The organism is Pedococcus sp. P1_H8 (assembly GCF_056405175.1).
In genome coordinates, this window is the sequence record NZ_JBFUCP010000006.1 from 1 (window position 1) to 22,759 (window position 22,759).

General features: G+C 69.8%; 26 protein-coding genes and 1 pseudogene. 21 read left to right on the forward strand and 6 right to left on the reverse strand.

Going from position 1 to position 22,759, the window contains the following annotated elements; translation table 11 throughout:
• A pseudogene (locus tag AC1DYG_RS09630) lies at positions 1 to 356 on the forward strand (hypothetical protein); the annotation flags it as partial.
• A 149-nt stretch (positions 357 to 505) separates the two neighbouring features.
• Here the strand turns inward: AC1DYG_RS09630 and AC1DYG_RS09635 are convergent.
• On the reverse strand, positions 506 to 1,414 hold the full coding sequence (locus AC1DYG_RS09635) for an alpha/beta fold hydrolase (protein ID WP_477639646.1): 909 nt from the start codon (positions 1,412 to 1,414) through the stop codon (positions 506 to 508).
• Between the two features lie 63 nt (positions 1,415 to 1,477).
• Between AC1DYG_RS09635 and AC1DYG_RS09640 the strand changes: the two genes are divergently transcribed.
• From AC1DYG_RS09640 to AC1DYG_RS09680, 9 genes are all read left to right on the forward strand, one after another.
• Positions 1,478 to 2,032: a TetR/AcrR family transcriptional regulator gene (locus tag AC1DYG_RS09640; RefSeq protein WP_477639647.1), complete on the forward strand. Its 555-nt coding sequence runs from the start codon at positions 1,478 to 1,480 to the stop codon at positions 2,030 to 2,032.
• 66 nt (positions 2,033 to 2,098) lie between these two features.
• Entirely contained in the window at positions 2,099 to 2,737 is a 639-nt protein-coding gene (locus tag AC1DYG_RS09645; RefSeq protein ID WP_477639648.1) for a dihydrofolate reductase family protein, read from the forward strand.
• A gap of 80 nt (positions 2,738 to 2,817) precedes the next feature.
• A complete protein-coding gene (locus AC1DYG_RS09650) occupies positions 2,818 to 3,288 on the forward strand; it encodes a methyltransferase family protein (RefSeq protein WP_477639649.1) in 471 nt (156 codons plus the stop codon).
• Between the two features lie 246 nt (positions 3,289 to 3,534).
• Positions 3,535 to 4,638, forward strand: a complete 1,104-nt coding sequence (locus tag AC1DYG_RS09655; RefSeq protein ID WP_477639650.1) for a hypothetical protein — start codon at positions 3,535 to 3,537, stop codon at positions 4,636 to 4,638.
• Positions 4,639 to 4,782: 144 nt separating this feature from the next.
• Positions 4,783 to 5,364 carry a hypothetical protein gene (locus AC1DYG_RS09660; protein WP_477639651.1) on the forward strand — a complete coding sequence of 194 codons (582 nt, stop codon included), beginning with the start codon at positions 4,783 to 4,785 and terminating at the stop codon, positions 5,362 to 5,364.
• 262 nt (positions 5,365 to 5,626) lie between these two features.
• On the forward strand, positions 5,627 to 6,109 hold the full coding sequence (locus AC1DYG_RS09665; protein ID WP_477639652.1) for an Hcp family type VI secretion system effector: 483 nt from the start codon (positions 5,627 to 5,629) through the stop codon (positions 6,107 to 6,109).
• A 35-nt stretch (positions 6,110 to 6,144) separates the two neighbouring features.
• Positions 6,145 to 6,855, forward strand: a complete 711-nt coding sequence (locus AC1DYG_RS09670; protein ID WP_477639653.1) for a spermidine synthase — start codon at positions 6,145 to 6,147, stop codon at positions 6,853 to 6,855.
• Positions 6,852 to 7,190, forward strand: a complete 339-nt coding sequence (locus AC1DYG_RS09675) for a hypothetical protein (RefSeq protein ID WP_477639654.1) — start codon at positions 6,852 to 6,854, stop codon at positions 7,188 to 7,190. Before AC1DYG_RS09670 ends, AC1DYG_RS09675 begins: the two co-directional genes overlap by 4 nt.
• 88 nt (positions 7,191 to 7,278) lie before the next feature.
• Entirely contained in the window at positions 7,279 to 7,611 is a 333-nt protein-coding gene (locus tag AC1DYG_RS09680) for a hypothetical protein (RefSeq protein ID WP_477639655.1), read from the forward strand.
• Positions 7,612 to 7,686: 75 nt separating this feature from the next.
• Here AC1DYG_RS09680 and AC1DYG_RS09685 read toward each other — a convergent pair whose 3' ends face one another.
• From AC1DYG_RS09685 to AC1DYG_RS09695, 3 genes are read right to left on the reverse strand one after another with little or no spacing between them, the layout of a single operon-like run.
• A complete protein-coding gene (locus AC1DYG_RS09685) occupies positions 7,687 to 8,085 on the reverse strand; it encodes an MAPEG family protein (RefSeq protein ID WP_477639656.1) in 399 nt (132 codons plus the stop codon).
• A complete protein-coding gene (gene gshB, locus AC1DYG_RS09690) occupies positions 8,082 to 9,053 on the reverse strand; it encodes a glutathione synthase (RefSeq protein WP_477639657.1) in 972 nt (323 codons plus the stop codon). Before gshB ends, AC1DYG_RS09685 begins: the two co-directional genes overlap by 4 nt.
• Entirely contained in the window at positions 9,050 to 9,964 is a 915-nt protein-coding gene (locus tag AC1DYG_RS09695) for a glutamate-cysteine ligase family protein (protein WP_477639658.1), read from the reverse strand. The genes gshB and AC1DYG_RS09695 overlap by 4 nt, the downstream gene beginning before the upstream one ends.
• A 59-nt stretch (positions 9,965 to 10,023) precedes the next feature.
• Between AC1DYG_RS09695 and AC1DYG_RS09700 the strand changes: the two genes are divergently transcribed.
• From AC1DYG_RS09700 to bioD, 6 genes are all read left to right on the forward strand, one after another.
• Positions 10,024 to 10,677 carry a TetR/AcrR family transcriptional regulator gene (locus tag AC1DYG_RS09700; RefSeq protein ID WP_477639659.1) on the forward strand — a complete coding sequence of 218 codons (654 nt, stop codon included), beginning with the start codon at positions 10,024 to 10,026 and terminating at the stop codon, positions 10,675 to 10,677.
• 70 nt (positions 10,678 to 10,747) lie between these two features.
• The gene (gene bioB / locus AC1DYG_RS09705; RefSeq protein WP_477639660.1) at positions 10,748 to 11,764 is read left to right on the forward strand and encodes a biotin synthase BioB; all 1,017 of its coding nucleotides are present in this window, start codon (positions 10,748 to 10,750) and stop codon (positions 11,762 to 11,764) included.
• 13 nt (positions 11,765 to 11,777) lie between these two features.
• Entirely contained in the window at positions 11,778 to 11,975 is a 198-nt protein-coding gene (gene bsaP / locus AC1DYG_RS09710; protein ID WP_477639661.1) for a biotin synthase auxiliary protein BsaP, read from the forward strand.
• Positions 11,968 to 13,305 (forward strand): adenosylmethionine--8-amino-7-oxononanoate transaminase, encoded by a 1,338-nt coding sequence (locus AC1DYG_RS09715; RefSeq protein WP_477639662.1) that lies wholly within the window; start codon positions 11,968 to 11,970, stop codon positions 13,303 to 13,305. Before bsaP ends, AC1DYG_RS09715 begins: the two co-directional genes overlap by 8 nt.
• 12 nt (positions 13,306 to 13,317) lie before the next feature.
• On the forward strand, positions 13,318 to 14,442 hold the full coding sequence (locus tag AC1DYG_RS09720; protein ID WP_477639663.1) for an aminotransferase class I/II-fold pyridoxal phosphate-dependent enzyme: 1,125 nt from the start codon (positions 13,318 to 13,320) through the stop codon (positions 14,440 to 14,442).
• Positions 14,435 to 15,193 carry a dethiobiotin synthase gene (gene bioD / locus AC1DYG_RS09725; RefSeq protein WP_477639664.1) on the forward strand — a complete coding sequence of 253 codons (759 nt, stop codon included), beginning with the start codon at positions 14,435 to 14,437 and terminating at the stop codon, positions 15,191 to 15,193. Before AC1DYG_RS09720 ends, bioD begins: the two co-directional genes overlap by 8 nt.
• A 63-nt stretch (positions 15,194 to 15,256) precedes the next feature.
• Here the strand turns inward: bioD and glgX are convergent, their stop codons facing one another.
• A complete protein-coding gene (gene glgX / locus AC1DYG_RS09730; RefSeq protein ID WP_477639665.1) occupies positions 15,257 to 17,413 on the reverse strand; it encodes a glycogen debranching protein GlgX in 2,157 nt (718 codons plus the stop codon).
• A 35-nt stretch (positions 17,414 to 17,448) separates the two neighbouring features.
• Between glgX and AC1DYG_RS09735 the strand changes: the two genes are divergently transcribed.
• Genes AC1DYG_RS09735 through AC1DYG_RS09750 form a run of 4 tightly spaced genes read left to right on the forward strand, consistent with a single transcriptional unit; the run spans position 17,449 to position 20,398 of the window.
• Positions 17,449 to 17,937 carry a T3SS (YopN, CesT) and YbjN peptide-binding chaperone 1 gene (locus tag AC1DYG_RS09735; RefSeq protein WP_477639666.1) on the forward strand — a complete coding sequence of 163 codons (489 nt, stop codon included), beginning with the start codon at positions 17,449 to 17,451 and terminating at the stop codon, positions 17,935 to 17,937.
• Complete coding sequence (locus AC1DYG_RS09740; RefSeq protein ID WP_477639667.1) at positions 17,934 to 18,728, forward strand: enoyl-CoA hydratase/isomerase family protein; 795 nt, start codon at positions 17,934 to 17,936, stop codon at positions 18,726 to 18,728. Before AC1DYG_RS09735 ends, AC1DYG_RS09740 begins: the two co-directional genes overlap by 4 nt.
• A 3-nt stretch (positions 18,729 to 18,731) precedes the next feature.
• Positions 18,732 to 19,679, forward strand: a complete 948-nt coding sequence (locus AC1DYG_RS09745; RefSeq protein WP_477639668.1) for a class I SAM-dependent methyltransferase — start codon at positions 18,732 to 18,734, stop codon at positions 19,677 to 19,679.
• 44 nt (positions 19,680 to 19,723) lie between these two features.
• Positions 19,724 to 20,398 carry an acyltransferase gene (locus AC1DYG_RS09750; RefSeq protein WP_477639669.1) on the forward strand — a complete coding sequence of 225 codons (675 nt, stop codon included), beginning with the start codon at positions 19,724 to 19,726 and terminating at the stop codon, positions 20,396 to 20,398.
• A gap of 31 nt (positions 20,399 to 20,429) precedes the next feature.
• On the opposite strand, the gene AC1DYG_RS09755 is transcribed toward AC1DYG_RS09750, so the two are convergent.
• Positions 20,430 to 21,965 (reverse strand): 1,4-alpha-glucan branching protein domain-containing protein, encoded by a 1,536-nt coding sequence (locus tag AC1DYG_RS09755; protein ID WP_477639670.1) that lies wholly within the window; start codon positions 21,963 to 21,965, stop codon positions 20,430 to 20,432.
• Positions 21,966 to 22,036: 71 nt separating this feature from the next.
• On the opposite strand from AC1DYG_RS09755, the gene AC1DYG_RS09760 reads away from it, so the two are divergent.
• A complete protein-coding gene (locus tag AC1DYG_RS09760) occupies positions 22,037 to 22,759 on the forward strand; it encodes a hypothetical protein (RefSeq protein ID WP_477639671.1) in 723 nt (240 codons plus the stop codon).

Here is a 22,759-nt window from a genome sequence, read left to right on the forward strand (position 1 = left end):
ACGCCGCGTTGTTGTGCGGGCGGCACCACACGATCGTGCACAACAAGGGCTACCACGGCGAACTCGTCGACGGCCAGGTCCGGTGGGACCTGACCCCCGGCGCCTACGACCAGTGGCTGGCCAGCCGGACAGGCCCACCCCCGGACCCAATCCCGGACTCAGGCCCGGACCCAATCCCGGACTCAGGCCCGGACTCAGGCCCGGACTCAGGCCCGGACTCAGGCCCGGACTCAGGCCCGGACTCAGGCTCGGGTCGTGGTTTCGGAACGCCACCGGCGATCAGGACCTACGACGTGTGGGGCGAGCTGGAGACCGCCGCCATGGGTTCGGCCCTGTCCCCGCCATGGCGACCATGACCCCGCCCCACAGCCCGCCAGACCCGGCGGGCCCATTCCCATGCCTGGCGGGGGCTCCGAGCCCATTGGGGGCGCGGCGCACCGCCCACGTGAGGCGCGCAAGAGTGCTCGGATGTGGTGCACGCACGACCCGCGTGGTGACCCCTACGTCACGCTGATCGTTCGAACCAGTCGATCGCGAGGTCGGCGACCGCACCGGGGGCGTCGTCGGTCATGAAGTGCGCTGCGTCGTCGACGTAGGCGAACTCGACACGATCGGCGTACCGCCCAGGGTCGCGGCAGATGCGCTCCAGGTTCTCCTGGGTCCAGGGGCGGTCGCGGCGGCCGAAGGCGAAGAGGGTCGGCACGGTGAGCCGCCGGCGACGGTAGACGCCGCGGGTCAAGCGTACGGCTTCGGGCAGGATCATGCCGCGGGTCAGGGGACGGACGGCGCCGTCGATCTCGGGTCGGCGCATCGGGGCCAGGTGGGCTTCAGCGGTTGCCTCCGACATCGGGTGGGCGACATACGCCTCGGAGAAGATCCCCCGCAGCGACGAGCCTGGGCGGTGCCAGATGAACCGGGGCAGGTGACGAAAGCCCGGGGCGACCTTGGGGCTGAACGTCATGAAGCCCGGCGGCACACACAGTTGCACTGCCGTGCGAACCCGCTCGGGGTGGTCGTAGCTCAGCTGCATGGCGGTGAGGGCCCCCATGTCGTGGGAGACCAGGTGGGCGCGTTCGATGTGGAGGAGGTCGAGGAGGGCGAGCAGGTCACGGAGCCGGGTCTCGCGTGCGATGCGTGGATCGTCGGACACCGTCCAGCCGGCCCCGCGCAGGTCGGGGCAGAGGACGCGGTAGCCGGACGCGGCGATCACAGGAGCGATGGTGTGCCACTGCCACCAGTGCTGGGGGAATCCGTGCAAGAGCACCACCGGTTCGCCCTCGCCGATGGCGGCGAGGTGGGTCTTCAGGCCGGGTGTCTCGACGACGAGATGGTCGAAGCCGGGGGCCTTCGGCAGCGGCGGCGTCCAGGCCGAGGGGTCGACCGCGGGGGTGATGCGGGACTCGGGACTGGACATGGCGACCCCTCCGCGTGAGGCGAATACTATGTTCATAGTAGACCTCAGGGAAGGAGGGAGTCGATGCCCGCGACTACCCGGGAGCGCGGACTCGCGGCGGCGGTGGAGCTGCTCGGCGCCGAGGGCGTGCGCGCATTGACCCATGCGCGGGTCGACGAACGAGCAGGCCTGCCGCCGGGGTCGACCTCGAACTGGTTCCGCACGCGCCGGGCGCTCCTGGGCGGAGTCGTCGACTGGATGGCCGAGCGCGAGCGGGCCGACTTCGATCCGGCTGCGATGCCTTCGATCGCGGGAGTCGACGACCTCATCGAGGGCCTGTGCGTCATGACGGACCTGCAGACCGGGCGGTTCGCCGCGCGCACCCGCGCGCGCTATGCCCTGTTCCTCGAGCTCGCGAGCGACCCTGAGCTGGGAGAGCCACTACGACGACAGCGCCGCGAGTTCGAGCGGTGGACTGAGCGGATGGTGGTCGCCGTCGGCATCCCCGACCCCGTGCCGGCGACCCGGGCCCTCATGGCGCTCGGAGATGGACTGCTCCTGCACCGACTCACCATCGACCCCGAGCTTGAAATGCGCCCCGCCATCGAACGCGCAGTGCGCGCCCTCGCGCAGTCCTGACCTGACGCTGGTCGGTCTTCCTAGAATCGACTTGCAGAGCGCAGTTGACGACCGAGGAGGGCGCCCATGTCACTCGCACGAATCCACAACTTCTCCATCTCGCTCGACGGGTTCGCGACCGGCGAACCGCAGACGGCCGAGGCGCCGTTCGGTCATGCGGGCCAGCGACTGCACGAATGGATGTTCGCTACCCGGTTCTGGGACGCGGGCGGCGGGAGCGTCGGAGTCGACAACGCCTTCGCTGAGCGCCACAGTCACGGCTTCGGCGCCGAAATCATGGGCGCCAACAAGTTCGGTCCGCCGGGATGGCGCGACGATCCGGACTGGAAGGGTTGGTGGGGCCCGAACCCGCCGTTTCACACACCGACCTTCGTTCTCACCCATCATCCGCGGTCCTCGCTGGAGCTGGAGGGCGGCACCACGTTCCACTTCCTCGACGCAGCTCCGGCCCAGGCGCTCGAGATTGCCCGCGAGGCGGCCGATGGGCAGGACGTCCGGATCGGTGGTGGGGCCACCGTCGTACGCGACTTTCTCGTCGCCGGCCTCGTCGACCACATGCATCTCGTCCAGGTCCCGATCGTGCTCGGTCGGGGCGTCCGGATCTGGGATGGTCTGGATTCCCTCGAGGATGCCTACGACGTCGAGGCGGCCTCGTCCCCCAGCGGCGTCACCCACCTCACGTTCACGCGCAAGGTCCCCTCGTGAACGTCAATGTCGAACAGCAATCCCACTGACTAGGCAATCCCCACTGAGTAGACGTCCGGATCTGCCCTGAGAATGGGGTCATGGTGGACGGTTCGCAGGGAACAGTCGCGTTCCGGCTCTGGCCCCCCGTCGCGGTCGGCGCGCCCCTGCTGGTCGGCTGGCTGGCCACGGTCCTCTGGGGCGAGCCGGTCGACCTCGGCAGGTGGCGGGTTCCGCTCGGCTGGGTCCTGGTGGTCTTCTTCATCGGGTGGAACGGCTGGTCGCTGTGGCTGTTCGGCCGGCACGGGACCGGACTGCTGCCGGGGCAGGCGACACGCACGATGATCGAGGAGGGGCCCTACCGCCACTCCCGGAACCCGCTGTACGTCGGCCTGCTCGCGCTGTACCTCGGGCTGGCGCTGCTGGCACCCACGTTCTGGGGACTGGTGCTGTTCCCGGCCGCGGTGCTGCTCGTCCTCTGGGGCGCGATCCGCCCCGAGGAGCGGTTCCTGCACGAACGGTTCGGACCGCCGTACGACGACTACAGGCGGCGGGTGCGTCGCTGGCTGTGACCGCGCTGTCTGCAGCGGCGGCACCAGCGTCGTCCTCCGGTCCACAGCTGTGGACCCGCGACTGACTGCATCCGGACCCTCAGGACGATGACGGGAACGGCTGCTGGCGAGACGGTTGAGGCCCCACCCGGAAGGCGAAGAGAGATGCTCAAGTCACCACGGAACGAAGCGCCGCGGAGCACCACCCTGTGGGCGCGTCGAGGAGCGAGGTCGGCCAGTGTGGCGTTCACGGCGGCCCTCATCGGGATGACCATGGCGGCCTGCGGGGGGCCAGACAAAGAATCGCCGGTCGCCAACTCCCATACTGCGAAAGGCGAACCGCCCACCAGTGCCACCAAGACCTCGTCGACGCCGGGCGCCGAGGTCGCTTTCGTCCAGGACGCAGGGGGCGAAGGCGGTGAAGCGTCGGGGCGAGTCGAGCTGAAGGTCATCGCTGCCTCCGGGCTGGGGGTGCACGTGACCATCGCCATGTTCACCGACCCCAACGCAAAGGACCCGGAGGAGGTGCAGAGGCAGATCTGGGACGGCTCCAGACTGCTCACCTTCGGCTCGATGAGCGATCCGCAGTACATCCTGTATGAGGCAGTACAGGAACACCTCGACGCCTGGAACGGCTTGGGCCTGTGGTCGCGCGAGCTGATTGGACCGACCACGGGTACTACCTGCGATGCCCTTGATCGAAATCGAGTCATCCTGAAACGAAACGCGGCCGGGTACCGCTGCGCGACCGCCGCCACCGCTCAGCAAGACGGCTTCAGCGCCGACTACTGGTTCGACAAGGACACCGGAGTGCTCCTGGAGACCGGGGCCTTGCACGCGGCAACCTTCACACTGCGTCCGCAGGCGGATGCTGCGACCTTCTCCACAACTCCTCCATCGGGTTCAACAGCCACCGTCATTGCTGCGCGCAAGCCATCGTCAGCAGGCACTGTGAAGGTGCCGCCCCTCAGCCTCGAGATGCTCACCGGCGGGACGGCAACCTCGGCCACCTACGCCGGACACTCCTACGTCCTCGCCTTCTTCAACTCAGACACCTACTGGGACTCGCCCGACTCCTGCCCCGGCTGCCTGTCCGCCCTCAAGACCCTCCAAGGGATGACTCGCAACGGCACGACGCCCCCGGTGCTGGCGGTCCAGGTGGGCGAGAAGGGCAAACCAGGGTTCCCGTTGGTGCCACCCGGCGTCACGCTGCCGATCGCCAACGCCCCAACACCCGAGCTGCGCAACGCCCTGGGCCTGTCCAACCAGCTGGCCATGGCGTTCGTCGGGCCGGACGGGACAGTGAAGGTCAGCTACGACACGGCACCGACCCCTGCGCAACTGAAGCAGGCGCTCGACGCCATCAGCTGACGACGCCCGACCTCACGGCCAGAGCCTGTCCACCCGCCACGGACCTGAACGAACCCCTGGGAGCCCCCCATGTTTCCTCGCCGCCGAGCCCCCGGCGCCCGCAGCCGTCCCTCATCGCGATGCGCGTCGCCCGCGACCATCGGGGTGCTGACGGTGTTCCTGTTCGCGTGTGGCTCTGCACCTTCGGCCGAAGAAGTTGCCCGAAACGGGGGCGACCTGGTGTCGGGCAGCCCCGCTGATCAGCTGCCCGCATTTGCCGCCGAGCTGGCCGCCGCAGGGCAGATCGCCTACTACCTCGGGCCGACAGCTGAGGGTCACGACTTCGACGGGATCGCCCGGATCGACAACCAGGGACCACTGATCGTCATCGAGGCCCACTACGGCCCTTGCGACCCTGGGATCGAGGGATACTGCGGCGACCCGATTTCGGTCAGCACCCAGGAATGGGAGCAGTTGTCGCCCGGTTTTCCCTGTGTGCGGCTTGAGCCCCGGCTGTCGGTGCCGACCGTCGTGCTCGGCGGACAGCTCCACCTGTTCTCCGGGCGAGTGCAAGTCAAGATCGTCGACGACGCCGATCTCGACGTCCCCAATCGCCCGGTCGATCACGCCCTCGCACTGGCGGCACAGTTGCGGACTCTCGACGGCACCGAGCCGCTGGAACGGCTGCCTCCCCCCGCGCCAGAGGTCGTGGCGTGGCTGGACGAGGCCTGCCCCGCCGGGCACTAGCGCCAGCTTGGGCCGATGCTCGACCGCGATTGGCGGCAGTCGGCACGGGCATCCCGGCGTGCCGGCGTGGGTCGTCCACGCCGAGAAGGGCGACGGGGGCCGAACGATGTACCGGACCAGATCGCGTCCGTCATCAACGACGCCGTCGCCGCGGTCGGCACCTGATTCGCATCCCGATATCCGACCGGCGGGAAAGGTTGACACCGAACACCGACAGGTCGACCTTGGGGTGGTCCGTGAGCCCAGCCAAGGAGACGGTGTCATGGCCAGCTCGATTTTCGCCAGGATCGGCACGATCAAGGGTGAGTCCCGCGATGCCAAGCACAAGGACGAGATCGAGGTCTTGTCGTGGTCGTGGGGCGTGTCCCAGTCCGGTACCACCGGGCACGGTGGAGGGGGCGGTGCAGGCAAGGCGAGCTTCCACGACTTCACCTTCACCCACCACGTCGACAAAGCCTCGCCGCTGCTGATGAAGGCGTGCGCCACGGGTCAGCACGTCAAGGACGCGACGATCACGCTGCGCAAGGCCGGGAAGGGCCAGCAGGAGTACCTCATCATCACGATGACGGACGTCCTCGTGACGAGCGTCTCCACGAGCGTCAGCGTTGAGGGGGACGCCACGATGGAGAGCGTCGGGCTCGCGTTCGCCAAGGTCGACCTCGAGTACAAGCCGCAGAAGGCAGATGGATCGCTGGAGGCTGGAATCCACTTCAAGTACGACCTCAAGACGAACAAGGAGGGCTAGCCGTGGCCCGCCTACAGGGGCACTAGTCTCGGTGGGTGAGGATCCAGGAGCTCGACTGGGGCAACACCCCGTGGGGTGAGATCAGCCTTCGGCAGCGCTGGGACCGCGTCACGGAGCGGGACGTGTACGAGGTCAAGCTCGGGGACGACTTCCTCATGTCCAGCCAGTTCACCGCCGGTGAGCGGGACCTGGCGCGGATCGGTCTCACGGCCGTCACAGGCGCCTCGCTGACCGTCCTGGTGGGCGGCCTCGGGCTCGGCTACACCGCAGTCGCCGCGCTCGAGGACGACCGGGTCACCGAGCTGACCGTGGTCGAGGCCCTGCCGATGGTCATCTCGTGGCACGAGCGCGACCTGTTGCCCGATACCGTCGGGCTGGCAGCAGATCAGCGGGTGCGCCTGGTGAACGACGACTTCTTCGACGTGGTGCGTGCGGGTCGCGCCGACCGCACCTACGACGCGGTGCTGGTGGACATCGACCATGCCCCCGACTGGCTGTTGCGCGACGACCACGGCGACCTCTACACGGTCGAGGGCTTCGCGCGGGTCGGCGCGATGCTTGCCGACGGCGGAGCGTTCGCGCTGTGGTCCGACGAGCCGCCCGAGCCCGAGGTGGTGCGGCGCATGGGGGAGGCCTTCGAGCGCGCCGACGCCCACGTGGTGCCGTTCCCCAACCCGCTCACGGGCGGAGAGTCGACCAACACCGTCTACCTGGCGGTCCGGCCACGTCGGTTGGCTGGGCCATGACGAACGGCGAATCCTCCGTTCGCGCCGGTGTCGCTCGATCCGCGGCGGTCCTGGCCATGGTCTCCACGCTCGCCATCATCGCGCTCTGGTCGATCGCTGCCATGGCAGTCCAGACCGCATTCTCCCAGTGGCTGTTCAATGACCATCTGCCCCTGGCCATTGGCCTCACGATCACCGGGGGAGCGGTCTCCGGCGGACTGGCGTTGATGGCCCTGACCGAACCCAGCACACCTCCGAGGTCCAGGACGCAGGCGCGGTTCGCCCTCAGGTGCCTCGGCGTCGCTGTCCTGGTTTCGGCAGGCATGCTGCTCCTCGTTAGCGGGCAGGGCGCCTGACGGCACCCGCCACGACCGGCCCTCCCTTGGCCCACCGACTGGCACATATTCGGTTGTCGACAGGAGGGCGCCCTGAGAGGCTCGCCCCATGCAGCCCAGCGCCGTGGACCCGCCGTTCGACCAGCTCCTGGCCACCGCAGAGGCAGTCGCCCAGGCTCGGCCGGAGGTGGACCTCGAGATGGCCCGGGAGGTGTTCCTGGAGGCGGCGACGTTGCTCTACAACGGCCTCGCCCTCGATGGGCTGGACGAACACGACGCCAACGCCGTGGTCGCCGGGCTGTGCCTCGACCTCGTCGCCGCGGACCCGGGCTCCGCTGTGCGCGCGCATGCTCTGGCGGCTCTGGAGAAGCCCGGGGACCTGCATGACGCGAAAGGTGTGGCCGCGGCATACGAGGTCTCGGCGAGGATCCTGCAGCTCTGAGAAGGTGACGCCGGAAGGGGCCCCTTCCAGAATGACGGGCGTCCCGTCAGTCCCGTCGTCAGCACGCCGCGACTGTCAGAACGCCGATATCCCGACCGTCACCGCAAGGGCCAACCCGAATGCGTAGGTCCCCATGGCGCCAGTCATGCGTGGCGCCGACTCCGAAGCGAGCGTCGTGGACGTGAGCATCGAGTAGGCGTGCAGGAGGCGGGACGCAGTGGCGGCGACCATCAGCCCGAATGCCCAGGGCCCGGGCGACAGCCATCCCACGAGCAGGAACAGGGCGATGAGGGTCGGGACGTATTCGGTCGCGTTGCCGTGCGCCCGTTGCGCGATCAGCAGTGGGTCCGCGGGATCCGTCGGCATCTGGCTGCCGCCGCGCTTGGCTGCGTAGCCGCGGTTCAGCGAGACGTTGAAGCCGAGGGCGAAGATCGCGGCGGCCAGGATGGCTGAGCAGACGATGGCTGTGGTCATGACGGTGCCTTCCAGGAGGTGTGGGTGAGGACGTGGGAGACCAGGTCGGCGCAGTACGTCGTGCCCAGGAGGGCGTCGGCCTTGCGCAGCGCCCCGGGTGAGGTGACGTTGACCTCGATGAGGTGGTCGCCGATGACGTCGAGGCCGACGCACCGCAGGCCGTGCGCGCGCAGGGTGGGAGCGAGGCGGTCGACGATCTCGCGGTCGCGAGGCGTGAGCTCGGCCGGGCCGTCAGGGCTGACGATGCGGAAGTCACCCGGCACGGGGTGCCTGATGCTGGCACCGACGGCGACGCCGTCCAGCACGTAGATCCGCTTGTTGCCGGCTTCGACCTGCGCCAGGTAGGGCTGGGCGACCACCGTTCGAGTTCCGCCTGACGTGGAGGTCTCGATGATCGACGCGAGGTTCGGATCGCGGTGCGACAGCACGAAGACACCACGTCCGCTGAACCCGTCCACCGGCTTCACGACGATGCGCTCGTGCTCGGCCAGGAAGGAACGGATCGACTCGGCGTGCGCCGTCACGACGGTCGGTGGCACGAGGTCCGGGAAGGACAGGCCGAGGAGGTGTTCGCTGCAGGCCCGCAGGCCGCCGGGGGCGTTGACCATCGCCGTGCCGCTGAGGTCGACGTGGTCGAGCACGTATGTCGCGGCGAGGAAGTCAAGGTCGACGGGTGGCTCGAGGCGCATGAACACCGCGCGCACGTCCTCCAGCCGCACGAGCTCCTCGGGTCCGGCGTCGTACCACGGGTCGGGCACGGTCCAGCGGCACCCGGCTGCCGGGGTGGAGGGCGCGAGCTTCAGGGCGCGAACCCTCGCCACGGCACGTCCGTCAATGATCTCCAGGTGTCGCGCTTCGGTGGCCAACACCTCGATGCCGAGCTCCTGCGCGGCGTGCATCAGGCCGATGCTCGTGTCGAGGGAGGCGTCGAGCCCGTCGAGCGGGTCGACGACGAACACGGTCCTCATGCCGCCACCTCGCGAGTACCGACCAGGTCCAGGAGCTGGCTCGGGTCGGCCGACTGCCACTGGTCCCAGTACGTCGACAGCGTGGGGAGCAGCAGCTCGAGGGCCTCGCGACGAAGCAGTTCGTCGTACAGCAGCGCCCAGATGGTGCCCAGGAGCTCGGTCGTCGGTCGCTGGGAGTCGAGGTACCGGAGCTCGAGGTAGCCACCGCGGGGCCGGACCGGCGGGAAGATCGTGCCCAGGTGGTAGTGGTCGTCCTCGGCTTCCGGGATCGGCAACCGCTCGGCGGCCCGGGCAAACGCGGCATACGCGCCGATCGGGTCCCGCACGTCGAGGTGCCGACCGTCGTAGCCCGTCCTGACCGGGTCGATCCCCTGCCAGATCCGGGTGCGCTCGAGGGAGCCGCCGAAGGCTGCGACCAGGGCCGGGCCGGCGAGGTTCGCGACCAACCACTGCTCGTGACCGGCGGGGCCGGGCAGCAGGTCCACGCAGACCTGCAACGAGGCGGTGAGCCGCATCATCCGCCGACCGGAGTCGCCGGTGCGGTCGAACAGCTCCTGCATCGCGAGGTATCGCGGCGTCGACAGCGCCAGGGCGACCTGCCCCAGCGAGCGCCAGGGATCGACGCCGGTCAGGGCGACCCCCGCGGCCCCGGCGGCCCCCGCGGCCCCCGCGACCCCCGTGCTCTCGGCGACCGTGCGCAGGCTCCAGTCGACCTCCCGGAGCAGGGCCTCGATGGAGGTCTGCGGCGGCAGGCTGAGCTCGAGCTGGCCACCGGGTTCGTATGACGGGTGGCCGCGGTCGACGAGCTCGTCACCGATGCGCGCGGTGCCGAGGACGTGCATCTCGAGCTCCAGGCCGATCCGGCGCGGTCCGGTGGAGGGGCTGAACGCCCGAATCACTTCTTCCCTCATCGGTCCTTCTCCATTTCATCGCAGTTGCACTGCGGTCAATTAACGCTAGAGTGACCCTCGTGGCTGAACCTGTCAAGAGGCATTACCGCTCGCCCGCACGAACGGCAGCAGCGGAGGAGACACGGGCCCGCATCCGCCAGGCAGCGCTCGCGCTCTTCGTCGAGCGCGGGTTCCAGGGCACGACGCTCAAGGACGTGGCGGACCGGGCAGGCGTGGGTGAGCGGACCCTCTATGACGGCTTCGGCACCAAGCTCGGTCTGCTCCGGCACACGATCGCCATGCTGACGATGGGTGACGAGTCCCGGGTGCCAGCCGTCGACCGGCCCGAGGCGGTGGCCGCTCGCTCGATGGACGACCCGCGCGAGGCGTTGGGCGCACACCTCAAGGGCGCGACCGACCTGATGAACCGGGCCGGCGACCTCATCCTGATGGGCGACTCCGTGCCGGGCGTCGACCCCGGCCTGGCCCGCACCGTGACCCGCGGCAACCAGGCTGCCTACGAGCTGAACCTCAAGCTGGCACAGCGGTTCCACGACCGAGGTGAGCTCCGACCGGGCCTGGGCGCTGCCGACGCCGCGGACATCATGTACACCCTCACGTCTCCCGGTGTGTTCCGCACGATGCGGCGCATGCGGCGCTGGAGCCAGCGCAGGTACTACGAGTGGGTGCTGTCCACCGCGACCCAACAGCTGCTCGATGACGGCACCACGTGACGTTCGCCATGGACGTTCGGCGCGTGAGACTGGCACACAACAGTCGCCGACATGAGACAGACTCAGGCTCATGACAATTGAGGAATCGGTTGCCAGCGAGATCCTCCAGGTCGCCCGTGAGCAGGTGCTCGAGCGCGGTGAGCCCGTGGCCTACGGCCAGATCCTCGACGTGCTGAGGACGCCGGACGACCAGCTCGAGGAGCTCCTGGCGCTTGCCCACGAGGTCCGGCTGCAGTTCAACGGGCCGGAGGTCGAGGTCGAGGGCATCGTCTCCATCAAGACGGGCGGTTGCCCTGAGGACTGCCACTTCTGCAGCCAGTCCGGCCAGTTCAGCTCCCCGGTGCGCTCGGTGTGGCTCGACATCCCCGAGCTCGTGCGCGCTGCGCGGCAGACCCGTGAGACGGGGGCGAGCGAGTTCTGCATCGTCGCCGCGGTGCGCGGGCCGGACGCTCGTCTGATGACCCAGATGCGCGAGGGCGTGGCAGCGATCAAGGCGGAGGTCGACATCCAGGTCGCCGCCTCCCTGGGCATGCTCAGCCAGGACCAGGTCGATGACCTGGTCGACATGGGGGTGCACCGCTACAACCACAACCTCGAAGCCGGGCGCTCGTTCTTCCCCCAGGTCGTGACCACGCACTCGTTCGAGGAGCGGTGGGACACCTGCCTGATGGTCAAGGAGTCCGGCATGGAGCTGTGCTGCGGCGGGCTGGTCGGCATGGGCGAGACGCTCGAGCAGCGCGCCGAGCTGGCCGCCCAGCTGGGCGAGCTGGCCCCGCACGAGGTGCCGCTCAACTTCCTCAACCCGCGTCCCGGCACCCCCTTCGGCGACCTGCCGGTGATGGACTCGGGCGACGCCCTGCGCACGATTGCCGCGTTCCGTCTCGCGCTGCCCCGCACGATCCTGCGGTACGCCGGCGGACGCGAGCTCACGTTGGGCGACCTCGGCACCCGCGACGGACTGCTCGGTGGGATCAACGCCGTCATCGTGGGCAACTACCTCACGACCCTCGGCCGTGACCCGAAGGAAGACCTCAGCCTGCTCGCGGAGCTCGAGATGCCGATCAAGGCGTTGAGCGAGACGTTCTGAGAGCGAGTCGGGTATGCCGGGCGAGGACCCTTGGTGCGGCCGCTGCGGGCTGGCGCGCGAGGAGGCGGACCACTCCGCCTGCGACCGCGCGCTCGCGCTGGAGCCGCCCCGGTTCTGCGGTCGGTGCCGTCGACGGATGAAGGTGCAGGTCCTCCCACGAGGCTGGTCCGCGCAGTGCGTGGTCCACGGAGAGACCCGCAGTGATGGCTGACGCGACGGCTGGCGTGGCCGACGGACACGACCATCTGATGGCTTTCGACCGGGACCATGTGTGGCACCCGTACTCGTCGGCCGGCGCACCGGCCGCCTCCTACCTCGTCGAGTCGGCGTCGGGGGTGCGGCTATCGCTGCGTATGCCGGACGGCTCAGCACTCGACGCGATCGACGCCATGTCGTCGTGGTGGTGTGCGATCCACGGCTACGCCGTGCCCGAGCTCGACGACGCGGCGCGCGCCCAGCTCTCCAGGATGAGTCACGTGATGTTCGGTGGCCTGACCCACGAGCCTGCGGTCAGGCTGGCCGAGCGGCTCGTGGCGCTGACCCCGCCCGCTCTGCAGCGCGTGTTCTTCGCTGACTCGGGCTCGGTGTCCGTGGAGGTGGCGATGAAGATGGCCCTCCAGTTCCACGTCGGCGCTGGCACACGGCGCACGCGCTTCTTCACGATCCGCGGTGGTTACCACGGAGACACCTTCTCTCCGATGTCGGTGACCGACCCGGTCGGAGGCATGCACTCCCTGTTCACCGGCCTCCTGCCCGAGCACGTCTTCGCCCCCATCCCGCCGGCCGGCACCGACCGCCAGGCCGACGATCCGGCGATGGCGGCCTGGGAGCGCGACACCCGCAGCCTCTACGCGGATCACGCGTCCGAGATCGCCGCGGTCATCCTGGAGCCACTGCTCCAGGGCGCCGGGGGGATGCGGTTCCACAGCCCGCACGTCGTGCAGGTTCTTGCCGAGCTGGCGCGCGAGCACGGAGCCTTGGTGATCCTCGACGAGATCGCCACCGGTTTCGGGCGCACCGGCACCATGTTCGCGATGGAGCGCGCCGCGGTCGTCCCCGACATCCTGTGCGTCGGCAAGGCGCTGACGGGCGGCTACCTCTCGCTGGCAGCCGTGTTGTGCACGGACGAGGTGGCCGAGGTCGTGAGCAGCGAGCGGGCCGGGGGCGCGCTCATGCACGGGCCGACCTTCATGGCCAACCCGTTGGCCTGCTCGGTCGCACTGGCCAGTCTCAACCTGTTGCAGGACAACGACTTCGCCGCCCAGGTGAGCAACCTGGAGACCGGACTGATGGCCGGCCTCAAGCCCGCGGAGGACCTCAACGCCGTGGCCGACGTCCGCGTCCTCGGCGGAGTCGGCGTGATCCAGCTGCGCGAGCCGGCCCGTATCGCCGCGCTCACCGCCGCGGCACTGGAGCGCGGGGTGTGGGTCCGACCGTTCCGCGACCTCGTCTACACGATGCCGCCCTACGTCACGAACCCCGAAGACCTGGCCACCATCTGCGACGCCATGGTGCAGGCCGTTGCCACGGTCCACGGCTGAGAGGATGGACGTGTGAGCACCTTCCTCGACTGGCTGGCAGACCGGTCCACCGAGCGTGACCGCAAAGGACTTCGCCGTGAGGTCAGGCCGTTCAAGTCCGGTGAGCTGGTCGACCTCGCGGGCAACGACTACCTGGGACTGCGTCGACACCCGGCCGTCATCGCGGGTGCCGTCGCTGCCGCCGAGACCTACGGCGGTGGGGCCGGGGCCTCCCGCCTCGTCACCGGCACGCTCGAGATCCACGAACAGCTGGAGCGGGCCCTGTGTGTGCTCACCGGGGCACCCTCGGCGCTCGTGCTGTCGACCGGCTACCACGCCAACCTCGCCGTCCTCACGTCGCTGGCCGACCCCGACACCCTGATCGTCTCCGACGCCCACGCCCACGCCTCCCTCATCGACGGCGCCCGCCTGAGCCGCGGCACTGTGGCCGTCAGCCGCCACAACGACCTCGACCACGTCCGGGAACTGCTCGCGGAACGCACCCAGCCACGGGCGGTCGTCGTGGTGGAGTCGGTGTACTCGGTCCTCGGCGACGCTGCTCCGCTTGGTGCCCTGGCCGACCTTGCCGAGGAGTTCGGCGCCGTGCTCGTGGTCGACGACGCCCACGGACTCGGCGTCGTGGGGGAGCGCGGTGAGGGCGGAGCCGCGCAGGCCGGCATACTCGCTCGTGACCATGTCGTCGTGACAGCGACACTGTCGAAATCGCTTGCAGCCCAAGGCGGCGCGGTCCTGGCCCATGAAGCCGTGCGCGAGCACCTCGTCAACACGGCACGGCCGTTCATCTACGACACGGGGCTCGCGCCGGCCGCTGCGGGTGCCGCGCTGGGCGCCCTCGACGTCCTGGTAACCGACCTCCGCCTACCCGCCGCCGCACGAGCGAACTCGGCGCTGCTCGCCGAGGCCTGTGGCGTCGCCACCCCCGCTGGCGCGGTCCTGTCAGTCACGATGTCGGGTCCGGCGGAAGCACTCGCAGCGGTCGCCCACGCGGAGCAACAAGGCCTGCGCATCGGCTGCTTCCGGCCACCGTCGACGCCGGACGGCACCTCGCGGCTTCGGCTGACCGCCCACGCGGACCACGGTCCCGAAGTCCTCGACCATGCCCTCGAGGTCCTGCGCGCGCTGGTCGCCCATGACTGACCCGACGTCGAGCGACCCGATGTCGCCTGACCCGATGTCGCCTGACCCGATCTCCTTGCCCAAGGTCGTCGTCGTCACGGGCACCAGCACCGGAGTCGGGAAGACCGTGGTGACGGCTGCCCTCGCCGTGATGCTGCGCAGACGCGGCGCCGAGGTGGCCGTGGTGAAGCCCCTGCAGACGGGCGTGACCGACGACGAGGACGGCGATATCCAGGTCGTGCAGGAACTGCTCGGCGAGGACCCGGGTGTGACGTTCCACGAGTTCGTTCGGCTGCGCGCGCCGCTCGCGCCGGACACCGCTGCCCGACTTGAAGACCTGACCTTGCCACGGGTGGCCGAGCACGCCCGGTCCATTGCCGCCATCGCCACCGAGGCCGACGTCGTGCTCGTGGAGGGCGCAGGCGGGCTGCTGGTCCACCTCGACACCCGCGGCGGGACCTTGGCCGACATCGGAACCGCGTTGCGCTACAAGGGAATCAGCGTCGGGTACGTTCTCGTGGCGAGCCCCAGCCTCGGCACCCTCAACCACACCGCCCTGACTGCCGAAGCCCTCGCCGCCCGAGACCTCCCGCTGCTCGGCGTGGTGGTCGGGTCGTACCCGGAAACACCGGGCCTTGCCGAGCAGTCGAACCTCGTCGACCTGCCGCGCACAGCCAAGGCCCCCCTCCTGGGCCGCCTGCCAGCGGGCGCAGGCACTCTGACCAGCACCGAGTTTGGCCGCCGGGCACCTCACTGGCTGTTCAGGAGCTAGTACCGCGTCTGCCGGTGGTGACCCTCAGCCCTCGGCGCCGCGCAGCTCCGATCGTCGGCGCGGTCAGGTGGCGTCGGTCGCGCGGTAGACCTGGATGCAGGTCGGGCCCACCTCGACCGGACCGGGAGAGGTCGGGGGAGCAGGAGGCCCCGGCCGCTCGTCGGTCGAGTCCCACAACAGCTGGTATGCCGTGAGGCCGGGCACCGCGGGGAGCGTCACCTTCTCGGGATCGCGGCCGCCGTGGAGCACGACGAGCACCGACGCGTGACCGATCCACGCGCCGTTGAGCAGCATCTGCAGCGTGCGCGTGGCCGGGTCCTCCCACCGCCCGTTCTCCATGAGCTCGCCATCGGCTGCGAACCACGCGAGATCGGTCGAGCCGTCCTCGTGCACCTCGCGACCGGTGAAGAAGGTGCGTTGGCGCAGTGCTGGGTGGTCGGCGCGCAGGCGCGTGAGGAACCGTGTGGTGGCGAGGAGGTCCTGCTGCCAGCCGGCCAGGCCCCAGTCGAACCACGACATCTCGTTGTCCTGGCAGTAGGGGTTGTTGTTGCCACCCTGGCTGCGGCCGAACTCGTCACCCGCGTTGAGCATGGGTACGCCGGTCGCGAGGAGTGTCGTCGCGAGGAGATTGCGCGTCGAGCGGCGCCGGGCCTCCTCCACCTCCGGCTCGGCGGGGCCGACCTCCGGTCCCTCGACACCGTGGTTCCAGGACCGGTTGTTGTCGCTGCCGTCGCGGTTGCCCTCGCCGTTGGGGCCGTTGTGCTTGGCGTTGTAGCGGGTCAGGTCGGCGGTGGTGAACCCGTCGTGCGCCGCGACGAAGTTCACGGACGCGACTGGTCCGCGATCCCGGGAGCCGAAGAGATCCTGGGACCCGGCCATCCGGGTGGCGAGCTCGCGCACCCCGTGACCCTGGTGGTGGCCGGCCGCCTGCGCCTTGAGGTCGTCGAGCCAGAAGGTGCGCACCGAGTCGCGAAACCGGTCGTTCCACTCGGCGAAGGGCGGCGGGAACTGGCCGGTCCGCCAGCCGTGGATGCCCACGTCCCAGGGTTCGGCGATCAGCTTGACGCGGGACAGCACGGGGTCGGTGCGCAGCGCGACCAGGAACGGGTGGTTGGGGTCGTAGTCGTCGTTCTGACCGCGCCCGAGGGCCACCGCGAGGTCGAACCGGAAGCCGTCCACGTGGCACTCGTTGACCCAGTACCGCAGCGAGTCGAGCACCATCTTGCAGACCATCGCGTGCCGCAGGTCGAGGGTGTTGCCGCAGCCGGTGACGTCGATGTCCTGGCCGCGCTCGTCCAGGCGGTAGTAGGCCCGGTTGTCCAGCCCCCGCCACGACAGGGACGCTCCCACACGGCCGGCCTGCTCGGCGGTGTGGTTGTAGACCACGTCGAGGATGACCTCGATGCCCTCGGAGTGCAGCAGCCGCACCATGCCCTTGAACTCGTCGAGGGCACCTTGCGGATCAGGGGTCGAGGCATACATCGCATGCGGGGCGAAGAAGCCCAGCGTGTTGTACCCCCAGTAGTTCGTCAGCCCTCGCTGGACGACCTCGGGCTCGGACGCGAACGCCTGCACCGGCAGCAGCTCCACCGCGGTGGCACCCAGCGCCTTGAGGTGGGCGATGACGGACGGGTGGCACAACCCGGCATACGTGCCTCGCAGGTGCTCGGGCACCTCGGGGTGCTGCATGGTCAGGCTCTTCACGTGGGCCTCGTAGACCACCGTGTCGGCGAGTGGCGTGTGCGGTGGCGTGTCGTCGCCCCAGTCGAAGCCCTCCTCCACCACGACGCAGCGCGGCATCGCGCCGGCGCTGTCGATCGTGCTGCGGACCAGGTCGTCGCCCTTGAGCCGCTGGCCCACGCGGTGGGCGAAGACCTCGGGCGTCCACGCCACGTCACCCTCGATGGCGCGCGCATAGGGGTCGAGGAGCACCTTGGACGGGTTGTAGCGCAACCCCTCGGCCGGCCGCCAGGGTCCGTCGGCACGCAGGCCGTAGCGCTGACCGGCCACGACGCCGGGCAGGAAGCCGAACCAGATGCCGTGGGTGCGTTCGGTCAGCGGCACGCGACGCTCCGAGGTGCCGTCCTGGTCGCCGGTGTCGAAGAGGCAGACCTCGACCGAGTCGGCGTGACCTGCATAGACGGCGAACTCGGCCCCACCCTCGACGAGGGTCATGCCCAGGGTAGGAGGAAGGTCACGCGGGCGCGGGGCATGCGACATGGCCCTCAGCCTAGGCAGTGGTTACGGTTGGGCACATGACGGATCCGACTTCGCTGCCCAACTTCCCGCCCCCCGCGAACGAGCACCCGCTCCGCGGTCGGGTCCTGGACGCCCTGATCGACCAGGGACTGGCGCCCAACGTGGACAACGACGGCGACGTCGCCTTCACCGTGCAGGACCAGCAGCTGTTCGTGCGGTGCACCGAGGGCGACTTCCAGATCATGCGCCTCTTCGGCCAGTGGGCCATCAGCGACACGGTCCCCAGCGACCCGCTGACCCGCCTCGCGACCTGCAACGAGATCACCCTGCAGATGAACGTCGTCAAGGCCGGCCTCGCCAACGACACCCTGGTGGTCACCAGCGAGCACATCGTCGACCAGAACAGCAACGTGCCCGCCCTCGTCAACGTCTCGGTCCAGCTCGTCCTGGCCGGCGTCCAGATGTGGCACGAGCGGATCATGGGCGGTGGGGACGACTCCGGCCCCGGCGCGGGCCAGCCCGCTCCCGAGGGCGACCCGGCATGAGCGACGGCCCCTCCACCAGCGTCGTCTCCCTCGAGGTCGAGGGGGGGATCGCGACGATCCGGATCAACCGCCCGCCGATGAACGCACTCAACGCCGAGGTGCAGAGCGCCCTGTCGGCCGCAGCGATCGAGGCCGGCCAGCGCCGCGACGTGTCCGGCGTGATCCTCTACGGCGGCGAGAAGGTCTTCGCCGCCGGCGCGGACATCAAGGAGATGGAGCGGATGTCCTACACGGACATGGCCGACCACTCCGGCTCGCTCCAGGACTTCACCCGCACCATCGCCAGGATCCCCAAGCCGACGGTCGCCGCGATCACCGGCTACGCCCTCGGCGGCGGGTGCGAGGTTGCCCTGGCGTGCGACTTCCGGGTCGCCGCCAAGAACGCCAAGCTCGGCCAGCCCGAGATCCTGCTCGGCGTGATTCCCGGCGCCGGCGGCACCCAGCGGCTGGCTCGCCTCGTCGGGCCGGCCAAGGCCAAGGAGATCGTCTTCTCGGGTCGTTTCGTGTCCGCCGACGAGGCGCTCGCGATCGGGCTCGTCGACGAGGTCGCCGAGGCCGAGGACGTGTATGCCGCCGCGAAGGCGCGACTCGCGCCGTATGTCGGCGGACCCGCCTACGCGATCCGCGCCGCCAAGGAGGCCATCGACCGGGGGCTCGACACCGACCTCGAGACGGGTCTGGAGATCGAACGGATGCTGTTCAGCTCGCTCTTCGCCACCAAGGATCGCGAGATCGGGATGAAGTCGTTCGTCGAGAACGGCCCCGGCAAGGCGAAGTTCGAGGGCGCCTGAGCGATGGCACCCACGACCAAGGCAGCCACGGCCGAGCAGGTGGCCGCTGCCTACGCCGACAACAAGCTGGCCCAGGTGCTCTACCACGACTGGGAAGCCCAGACGTATGACGAGAAGTGGTCGATCTCGTTCGACCGCCGCTGCATCGAGTACGCCCGCGACCGGTTCGACGCCATCACCGGCTCGCCCGACCCGTTGCCCTATGCCACGGCCCTCGAGCTAGGTGCGGGCACGGGATTCTTCTCGCTCAACCTCAAGCAGGCGGGCATCCTCGAGGCGGTGCACGTGACGGACCTGTCGCCGGGGATGGTCGAGGCCGCCAAGGCCAACGCCGAGATGCTCGGCTTCTCCGTCGAGGGCAAGGTCGCCGACGCCGAGCGAATTCCCTACGACGACAACACGTTCGACATCGTCGTCGGCCACGCCGTGATCCACCACATCCCTGATGTCGAGGCTGCGTTCCGCGAGATCCTCCGCGTGCTCAAGCCGGGCGGGCGGTTCGTCATCGCCGGAGAACCGACGACGGTGGGGGACCGCTACGCCCGCCGGCTCGGCGGCCTCACGTGGAAGGCGACCAAGGCCGTCACCCAGCTGGCGCCCCTTCGTGAGAAGTGGGCCAAGGGCCAGGAAGCCCTCGACGAGTCGTCCCGGGCCGCCGCGCTCGAGGCGGTCGTCGACCTGCACACGTTCGACCCGGACCAGCTGGCGCGGACGGCGCTGCGAGCCGGTGCCATCGGGGTCCGCACGCAGACCGAGGAGCTGACCGCGGCCTTCGCCGGGTGGCCGATCCGGACCTTCGAGGCGGCCGTCAAGCCGGGTGCGCTGGGGTGGAACTGGGCCATGTTCGCCTACGGCTCCTGGAAGCGGCTGTCCGCGGTCGACCGGGTCCTCGCCAAGGCCGTGCCCGCACGGTTCTTCTACAACGTCGGCATCACCGGCGTGAAGCCCTGACGGCTCGACCTCGCGACGTCGGCAACGACTCGCAACGATCCGGAATGAGCCACGTGACCTCGGCAGCCAACGCGGACATGTCGCCCGCCGACCACGGCGAGCGGGCCGAGCACGGTCCCTTCGGACTGCCCCGACCGCTCGCGTGGGCCCGCTGGGTGGGCTGGGCGATGGCCAACCGCGCCTTCACCCGTCATCACCTGTTGAGCTACCTGCGGATGGCTCGGGCCAGCGCGCGCTACCCCTCGCTGCGGTTCGAGGGCCCCTGCTTCATCGGCCCCGACGTCCGGTTCGAGGTGCGTGAGGGCTACGGCCGGCTGGTCGTGGGCGCCTACACCCACGTCGGGGCGCACGCCCGGCTGCGAGCCCACGAGGGCACCCTGCGCATCGGCCCCAAGTCGGTCATCGGCATCCGCAACACCGTCAACTGCTGGATCGACATCTCCATCGGGCAGGCCTGTCTGTTCGGCGACGACGTCTACATCTGCGACTTCGACCACGTGACGACCTCGCTCGACGTGCCGATCAAGGACCAGGGCATCGTGAAGTCACCGGTCCGGATCGGCGACGACGTCTGGCTCGGCACCAAGGTCGTCGTCACACGGGGCGTCGACATCGGCGACCAGTGCGTGGTCGCTGCCTCGGCCGTCGCTCGGGGTGAGTACCCGCCGCGGTCGGTCGTCGCCGGCATACCGGGGAAGGTCGTCAGGACGCGCACCTAGGAGGTCCGCGAGGGTGGGCCCGTTCCGGTGATCAGCGGACGAGGGCAGCCGCGAGCCTGGCGTCCAGCGCCGGGAACGCCCCGTCCCGCGCCGCCAACCGCGCGGCCTCCGCGCGCGCATCGTCACGGCGACCGTCCTCGACGAGCTGGGCCAGCTGGTGGAAGTCGCGGCGGTGGCCTTCGGCCCGTCGCCGGGCGTAGTCGACCGACTGCCCGCGGGTCACCAGGAACGCCCAGTCGCTCGACAGTGCGTGGAACAGCGAGGTGAGCAGCTGGTCGAGGTCTGGCCTGCGGGTCTGCAGCCGGCCGGCGGCCCGCTCCCGGGCGACGAGGTCGAGCCAACGCCGCTGCAGCCACTCGTTCTCGTGGGCGATCTGACGCACCCCCGGACCGTCCCACACGGAGAAGTCCTTGCCGGCTCCCCAGGAACCAGGACCGAGGTCGAGGTCTCCGGCGACGTGCCCGGCCGCGATCGCCTTCTCGACGGTGGTGACGGTGATGCCGGCAGCCCGCAGCGCGCGGATCGCCTTGCCGAGAAAGGCCGGACCTTCGTGCCACCAGTGCCCGAACAGCTCGGTGTCGTATGCCGCGACGACCAGTCCCGGAGCGCCGGTCACCTCGTGCGCGTGGCCGAGCCTGGCACGGACGGCGGCGACGAAGTGCTCGACGTCGGCATCGACCTGGGCCGCTGCCTCGACCGGGTCGTAGGGCGACTTGTGCTCGACCCCGACATCGGGCTCGGTGATCGCCCAGAGCCGGATGCCGGTGAACTCTTCGCGGGCATGGAAGTCGCGATAGGCCGCCGCGCCCGGGTACCCACTCCGCGAGGACCAGATGAGGTTGGTGACCTCGAGGTCGCGGGGGACAGCCAGCAGGTCACTCCCGCTGACCCGCCAGGCGCCGTGGGGGTGACCGCCGGCGTCGCGGACGGTCTGCTCGTCGACGACGAAATGGCTGATCCCGGCCGAGGTGAAGGCAGAGGCGAGGGCGGGGGACCAGGCGCACTCCGGCGCCCAGATGCCGCGGGGCCGGACGCCGTGTCGCCACGAACTGTCGGCCAGGCCCGACTCGAGGGCGGCCCGCACGAACTCGGGTTGGAGCAGCGGTAGCAGCGGGTGCGCGGCCGGACCGCCCAGCAGCTCGACGACGCCGTCGTCCCGGAGCCCGCGCAGCACGGGGGAGCCCCCTGCGCGCCACCGCGAGGCGAGCAGACCCTGGACCCGGCTGGCAGCGGCATACTCCACAGCGGCTGTCTCGCGACGGTGCGGATCGGTGTCGAAACCCATCTCGCGGGCTCGCTGCTGCCACAGCCCGACCCACGTCTGGGTGTCCTGCCGCATGCGTGCGTGGTCGAGCTGGGCGGCCAGCACGGGGGTGACCCCCAGGGTGAGGATGTCGCGATGGCCCTCTGCCGCAAGAGCGTCGAGTTCGGCGACCAGGGGGACGTAGGACTCGGCCCAGGCCTGGAAGAGCCACTCCTCGCCGAGCGGCCAGATGCCGTGACCGGGCAGCCAGGGAAGGTGGGAGTGCAGGACGAGACAGAAGGCGCCCGGGACCGAGGAAGTCACAAGGCACCAGTCTGCCGCAGTGGGTGCGCATACTCATGCCGACGACCCGCGGACACCTCCACACTGTGCGGATGACAACCCGACGGCCGCGAGCTGCCGCGCCCCTGCGGGTGGCCCTGCGGGTGGCCCCGCGAGTCGCCCTGGTCCTCGTGAGCTGCGTGCTGCTGTCCGCCTGCGGTGCGTCGTTCGACCCCGACGGCGACGAGGCGACCCGGGACCGAGCGGCTGGCGACTCAGCCGCTGAGGTGCTGCTCGACGAGGTGACGGCAGGAGCGCGACCGGTGGGGACGGCGTTGTTCGACCTGTGCACGGAGGGCCAGCACAACTGGAAACGCCACGACGACTACGACCACGAGTGCGACCTCGCGCACTCCAGGGTCGTCGCGGGAGTGCAGACGGTCGACGAGGTCGAGCCCTCCCTCCTCGCGATGCATGAGCGAATCCTTGCCGCAGGCTGCACTGTCGACCGCGGGCGGATCGCCCTCAGCGAGGTCGCCGAGGTGTACTGGCCCTCGCGTCGAAAGACCTCGAACCCCTCGCCGGGGATCCTGCCCAGTGGCCACTACAGCTGCGCCTTCAAGGGCGAGGGCGGCCTCGAGCTCGAGGTGGAGCCCTACGCCGCCGGGCGCGACGAGCGGTACGACCTGCGCCCCGACATCATGCTCACGCCGTACATCGCCACCAGGACCCAGCGGTCCGAGCCCTTTCCCGCGTCGACGGCCTCCACAGTGGCGAGATCCGGGATGGCGCTGCACTACGTCGTCACCGCGAAGGTCGCCTACCTGGTGGTCTGA

What these genes read in the sequence shown, in the direction of transcription:
- bsaP (WP_477639661.1), top strand. Translation starts at nt 11,778, where the DNA reads ATGCCGGGCGAGGACCCTTGGTGCGGCCGCTGCGGGCTGGCGCGCGAG.
- gshB (WP_477639657.1), bottom strand. Translation starts at nt 9,053, where the DNA reads ATGAGGACCGTGTTCGTCGTCGACCCGCTCGACGGGCTCGACGCCTCC.
- AC1DYG_RS09640 (WP_477639647.1), top strand. Translation starts at nt 1,478, where the DNA reads ATGCCCGCGACTACCCGGGAGCGCGGACTCGCGGCGGCGGTGGAGCTG.
- AC1DYG_RS09745 (WP_477639668.1), top strand. Translation starts at nt 18,732, where the DNA reads ATGGCACCCACGACCAAGGCAGCCACGGCCGAGCAGGTGGCCGCTGCC.
- bioD (WP_477639664.1), top strand. Translation starts at nt 14,435, where the DNA reads ATGACTGACCCGACGTCGAGCGACCCGATGTCGCCTGACCCGATGTCG.
- AC1DYG_RS09650 (WP_477639649.1), top strand. Translation starts at nt 2,818, where the DNA reads ATGGTGGACGGTTCGCAGGGAACAGTCGCGTTCCGGCTCTGGCCCCCC.
- AC1DYG_RS09740 (WP_477639667.1), top strand. Translation starts at nt 17,934, where the DNA reads ATGAGCGACGGCCCCTCCACCAGCGTCGTCTCCCTCGAGGTCGAGGGG.
- AC1DYG_RS09665 (WP_477639652.1), top strand. Translation starts at nt 5,627, where the DNA reads ATGGCCAGCTCGATTTTCGCCAGGATCGGCACGATCAAGGGTGAGTCC.
- AC1DYG_RS09680 (WP_477639655.1), top strand. Translation starts at nt 7,279, where the DNA reads ATGCAGCCCAGCGCCGTGGACCCGCCGTTCGACCAGCTCCTGGCCACC.
- AC1DYG_RS09675 (WP_477639654.1), top strand. Translation starts at nt 6,852, where the DNA reads ATGACGAACGGCGAATCCTCCGTTCGCGCCGGTGTCGCTCGATCCGCG.
- AC1DYG_RS09655 (WP_477639650.1), top strand. Translation starts at nt 3,535, where the DNA reads ATGACCATGGCGGCCTGCGGGGGGCCAGACAAAGAATCGCCGGTCGCC.
- AC1DYG_RS09635 (WP_477639646.1), bottom strand. Translation starts at nt 1,414, where the DNA reads ATGTCCAGTCCCGAGTCCCGCATCACCCCCGCGGTCGACCCCTCGGCC.
- AC1DYG_RS09715 (WP_477639662.1), top strand. Translation starts at nt 11,968, where the DNA reads ATGGCTGACGCGACGGCTGGCGTGGCCGACGGACACGACCATCTGATG.
- AC1DYG_RS09685 (WP_477639656.1), bottom strand. Translation starts at nt 8,085, where the DNA reads ATGACCACAGCCATCGTCTGCTCAGCCATCCTGGCCGCCGCGATCTTC.
- AC1DYG_RS09760 (WP_477639671.1), top strand. Translation starts at nt 22,037, where the DNA reads ATGACAACCCGACGGCCGCGAGCTGCCGCGCCCCTGCGGGTGGCCCTG.
- AC1DYG_RS09645 (WP_477639648.1), top strand. Translation starts at nt 2,099, where the DNA reads ATGTCACTCGCACGAATCCACAACTTCTCCATCTCGCTCGACGGGTTC.
- AC1DYG_RS09735 (WP_477639666.1), top strand. Translation starts at nt 17,449, where the DNA reads ATGACGGATCCGACTTCGCTGCCCAACTTCCCGCCCCCCGCGAACGAG.
- AC1DYG_RS09695 (WP_477639658.1), bottom strand. Translation starts at nt 9,964, where the DNA reads ATGAGGGAAGAAGTGATTCGGGCGTTCAGCCCCTCCACCGGACCGCGC.
- bioB (WP_477639660.1), top strand. Translation starts at nt 10,748, where the DNA reads ATGACAATTGAGGAATCGGTTGCCAGCGAGATCCTCCAGGTCGCCCGT.
- glgX (WP_477639665.1), bottom strand. Translation starts at nt 17,413, where the DNA reads ATGTCGCATGCCCCGCGCCCGCGTGACCTTCCTCCTACCCTGGGCATG.
- AC1DYG_RS09750 (WP_477639669.1), top strand. Translation starts at nt 19,724, where the DNA reads ATGAGCCACGTGACCTCGGCAGCCAACGCGGACATGTCGCCCGCCGAC.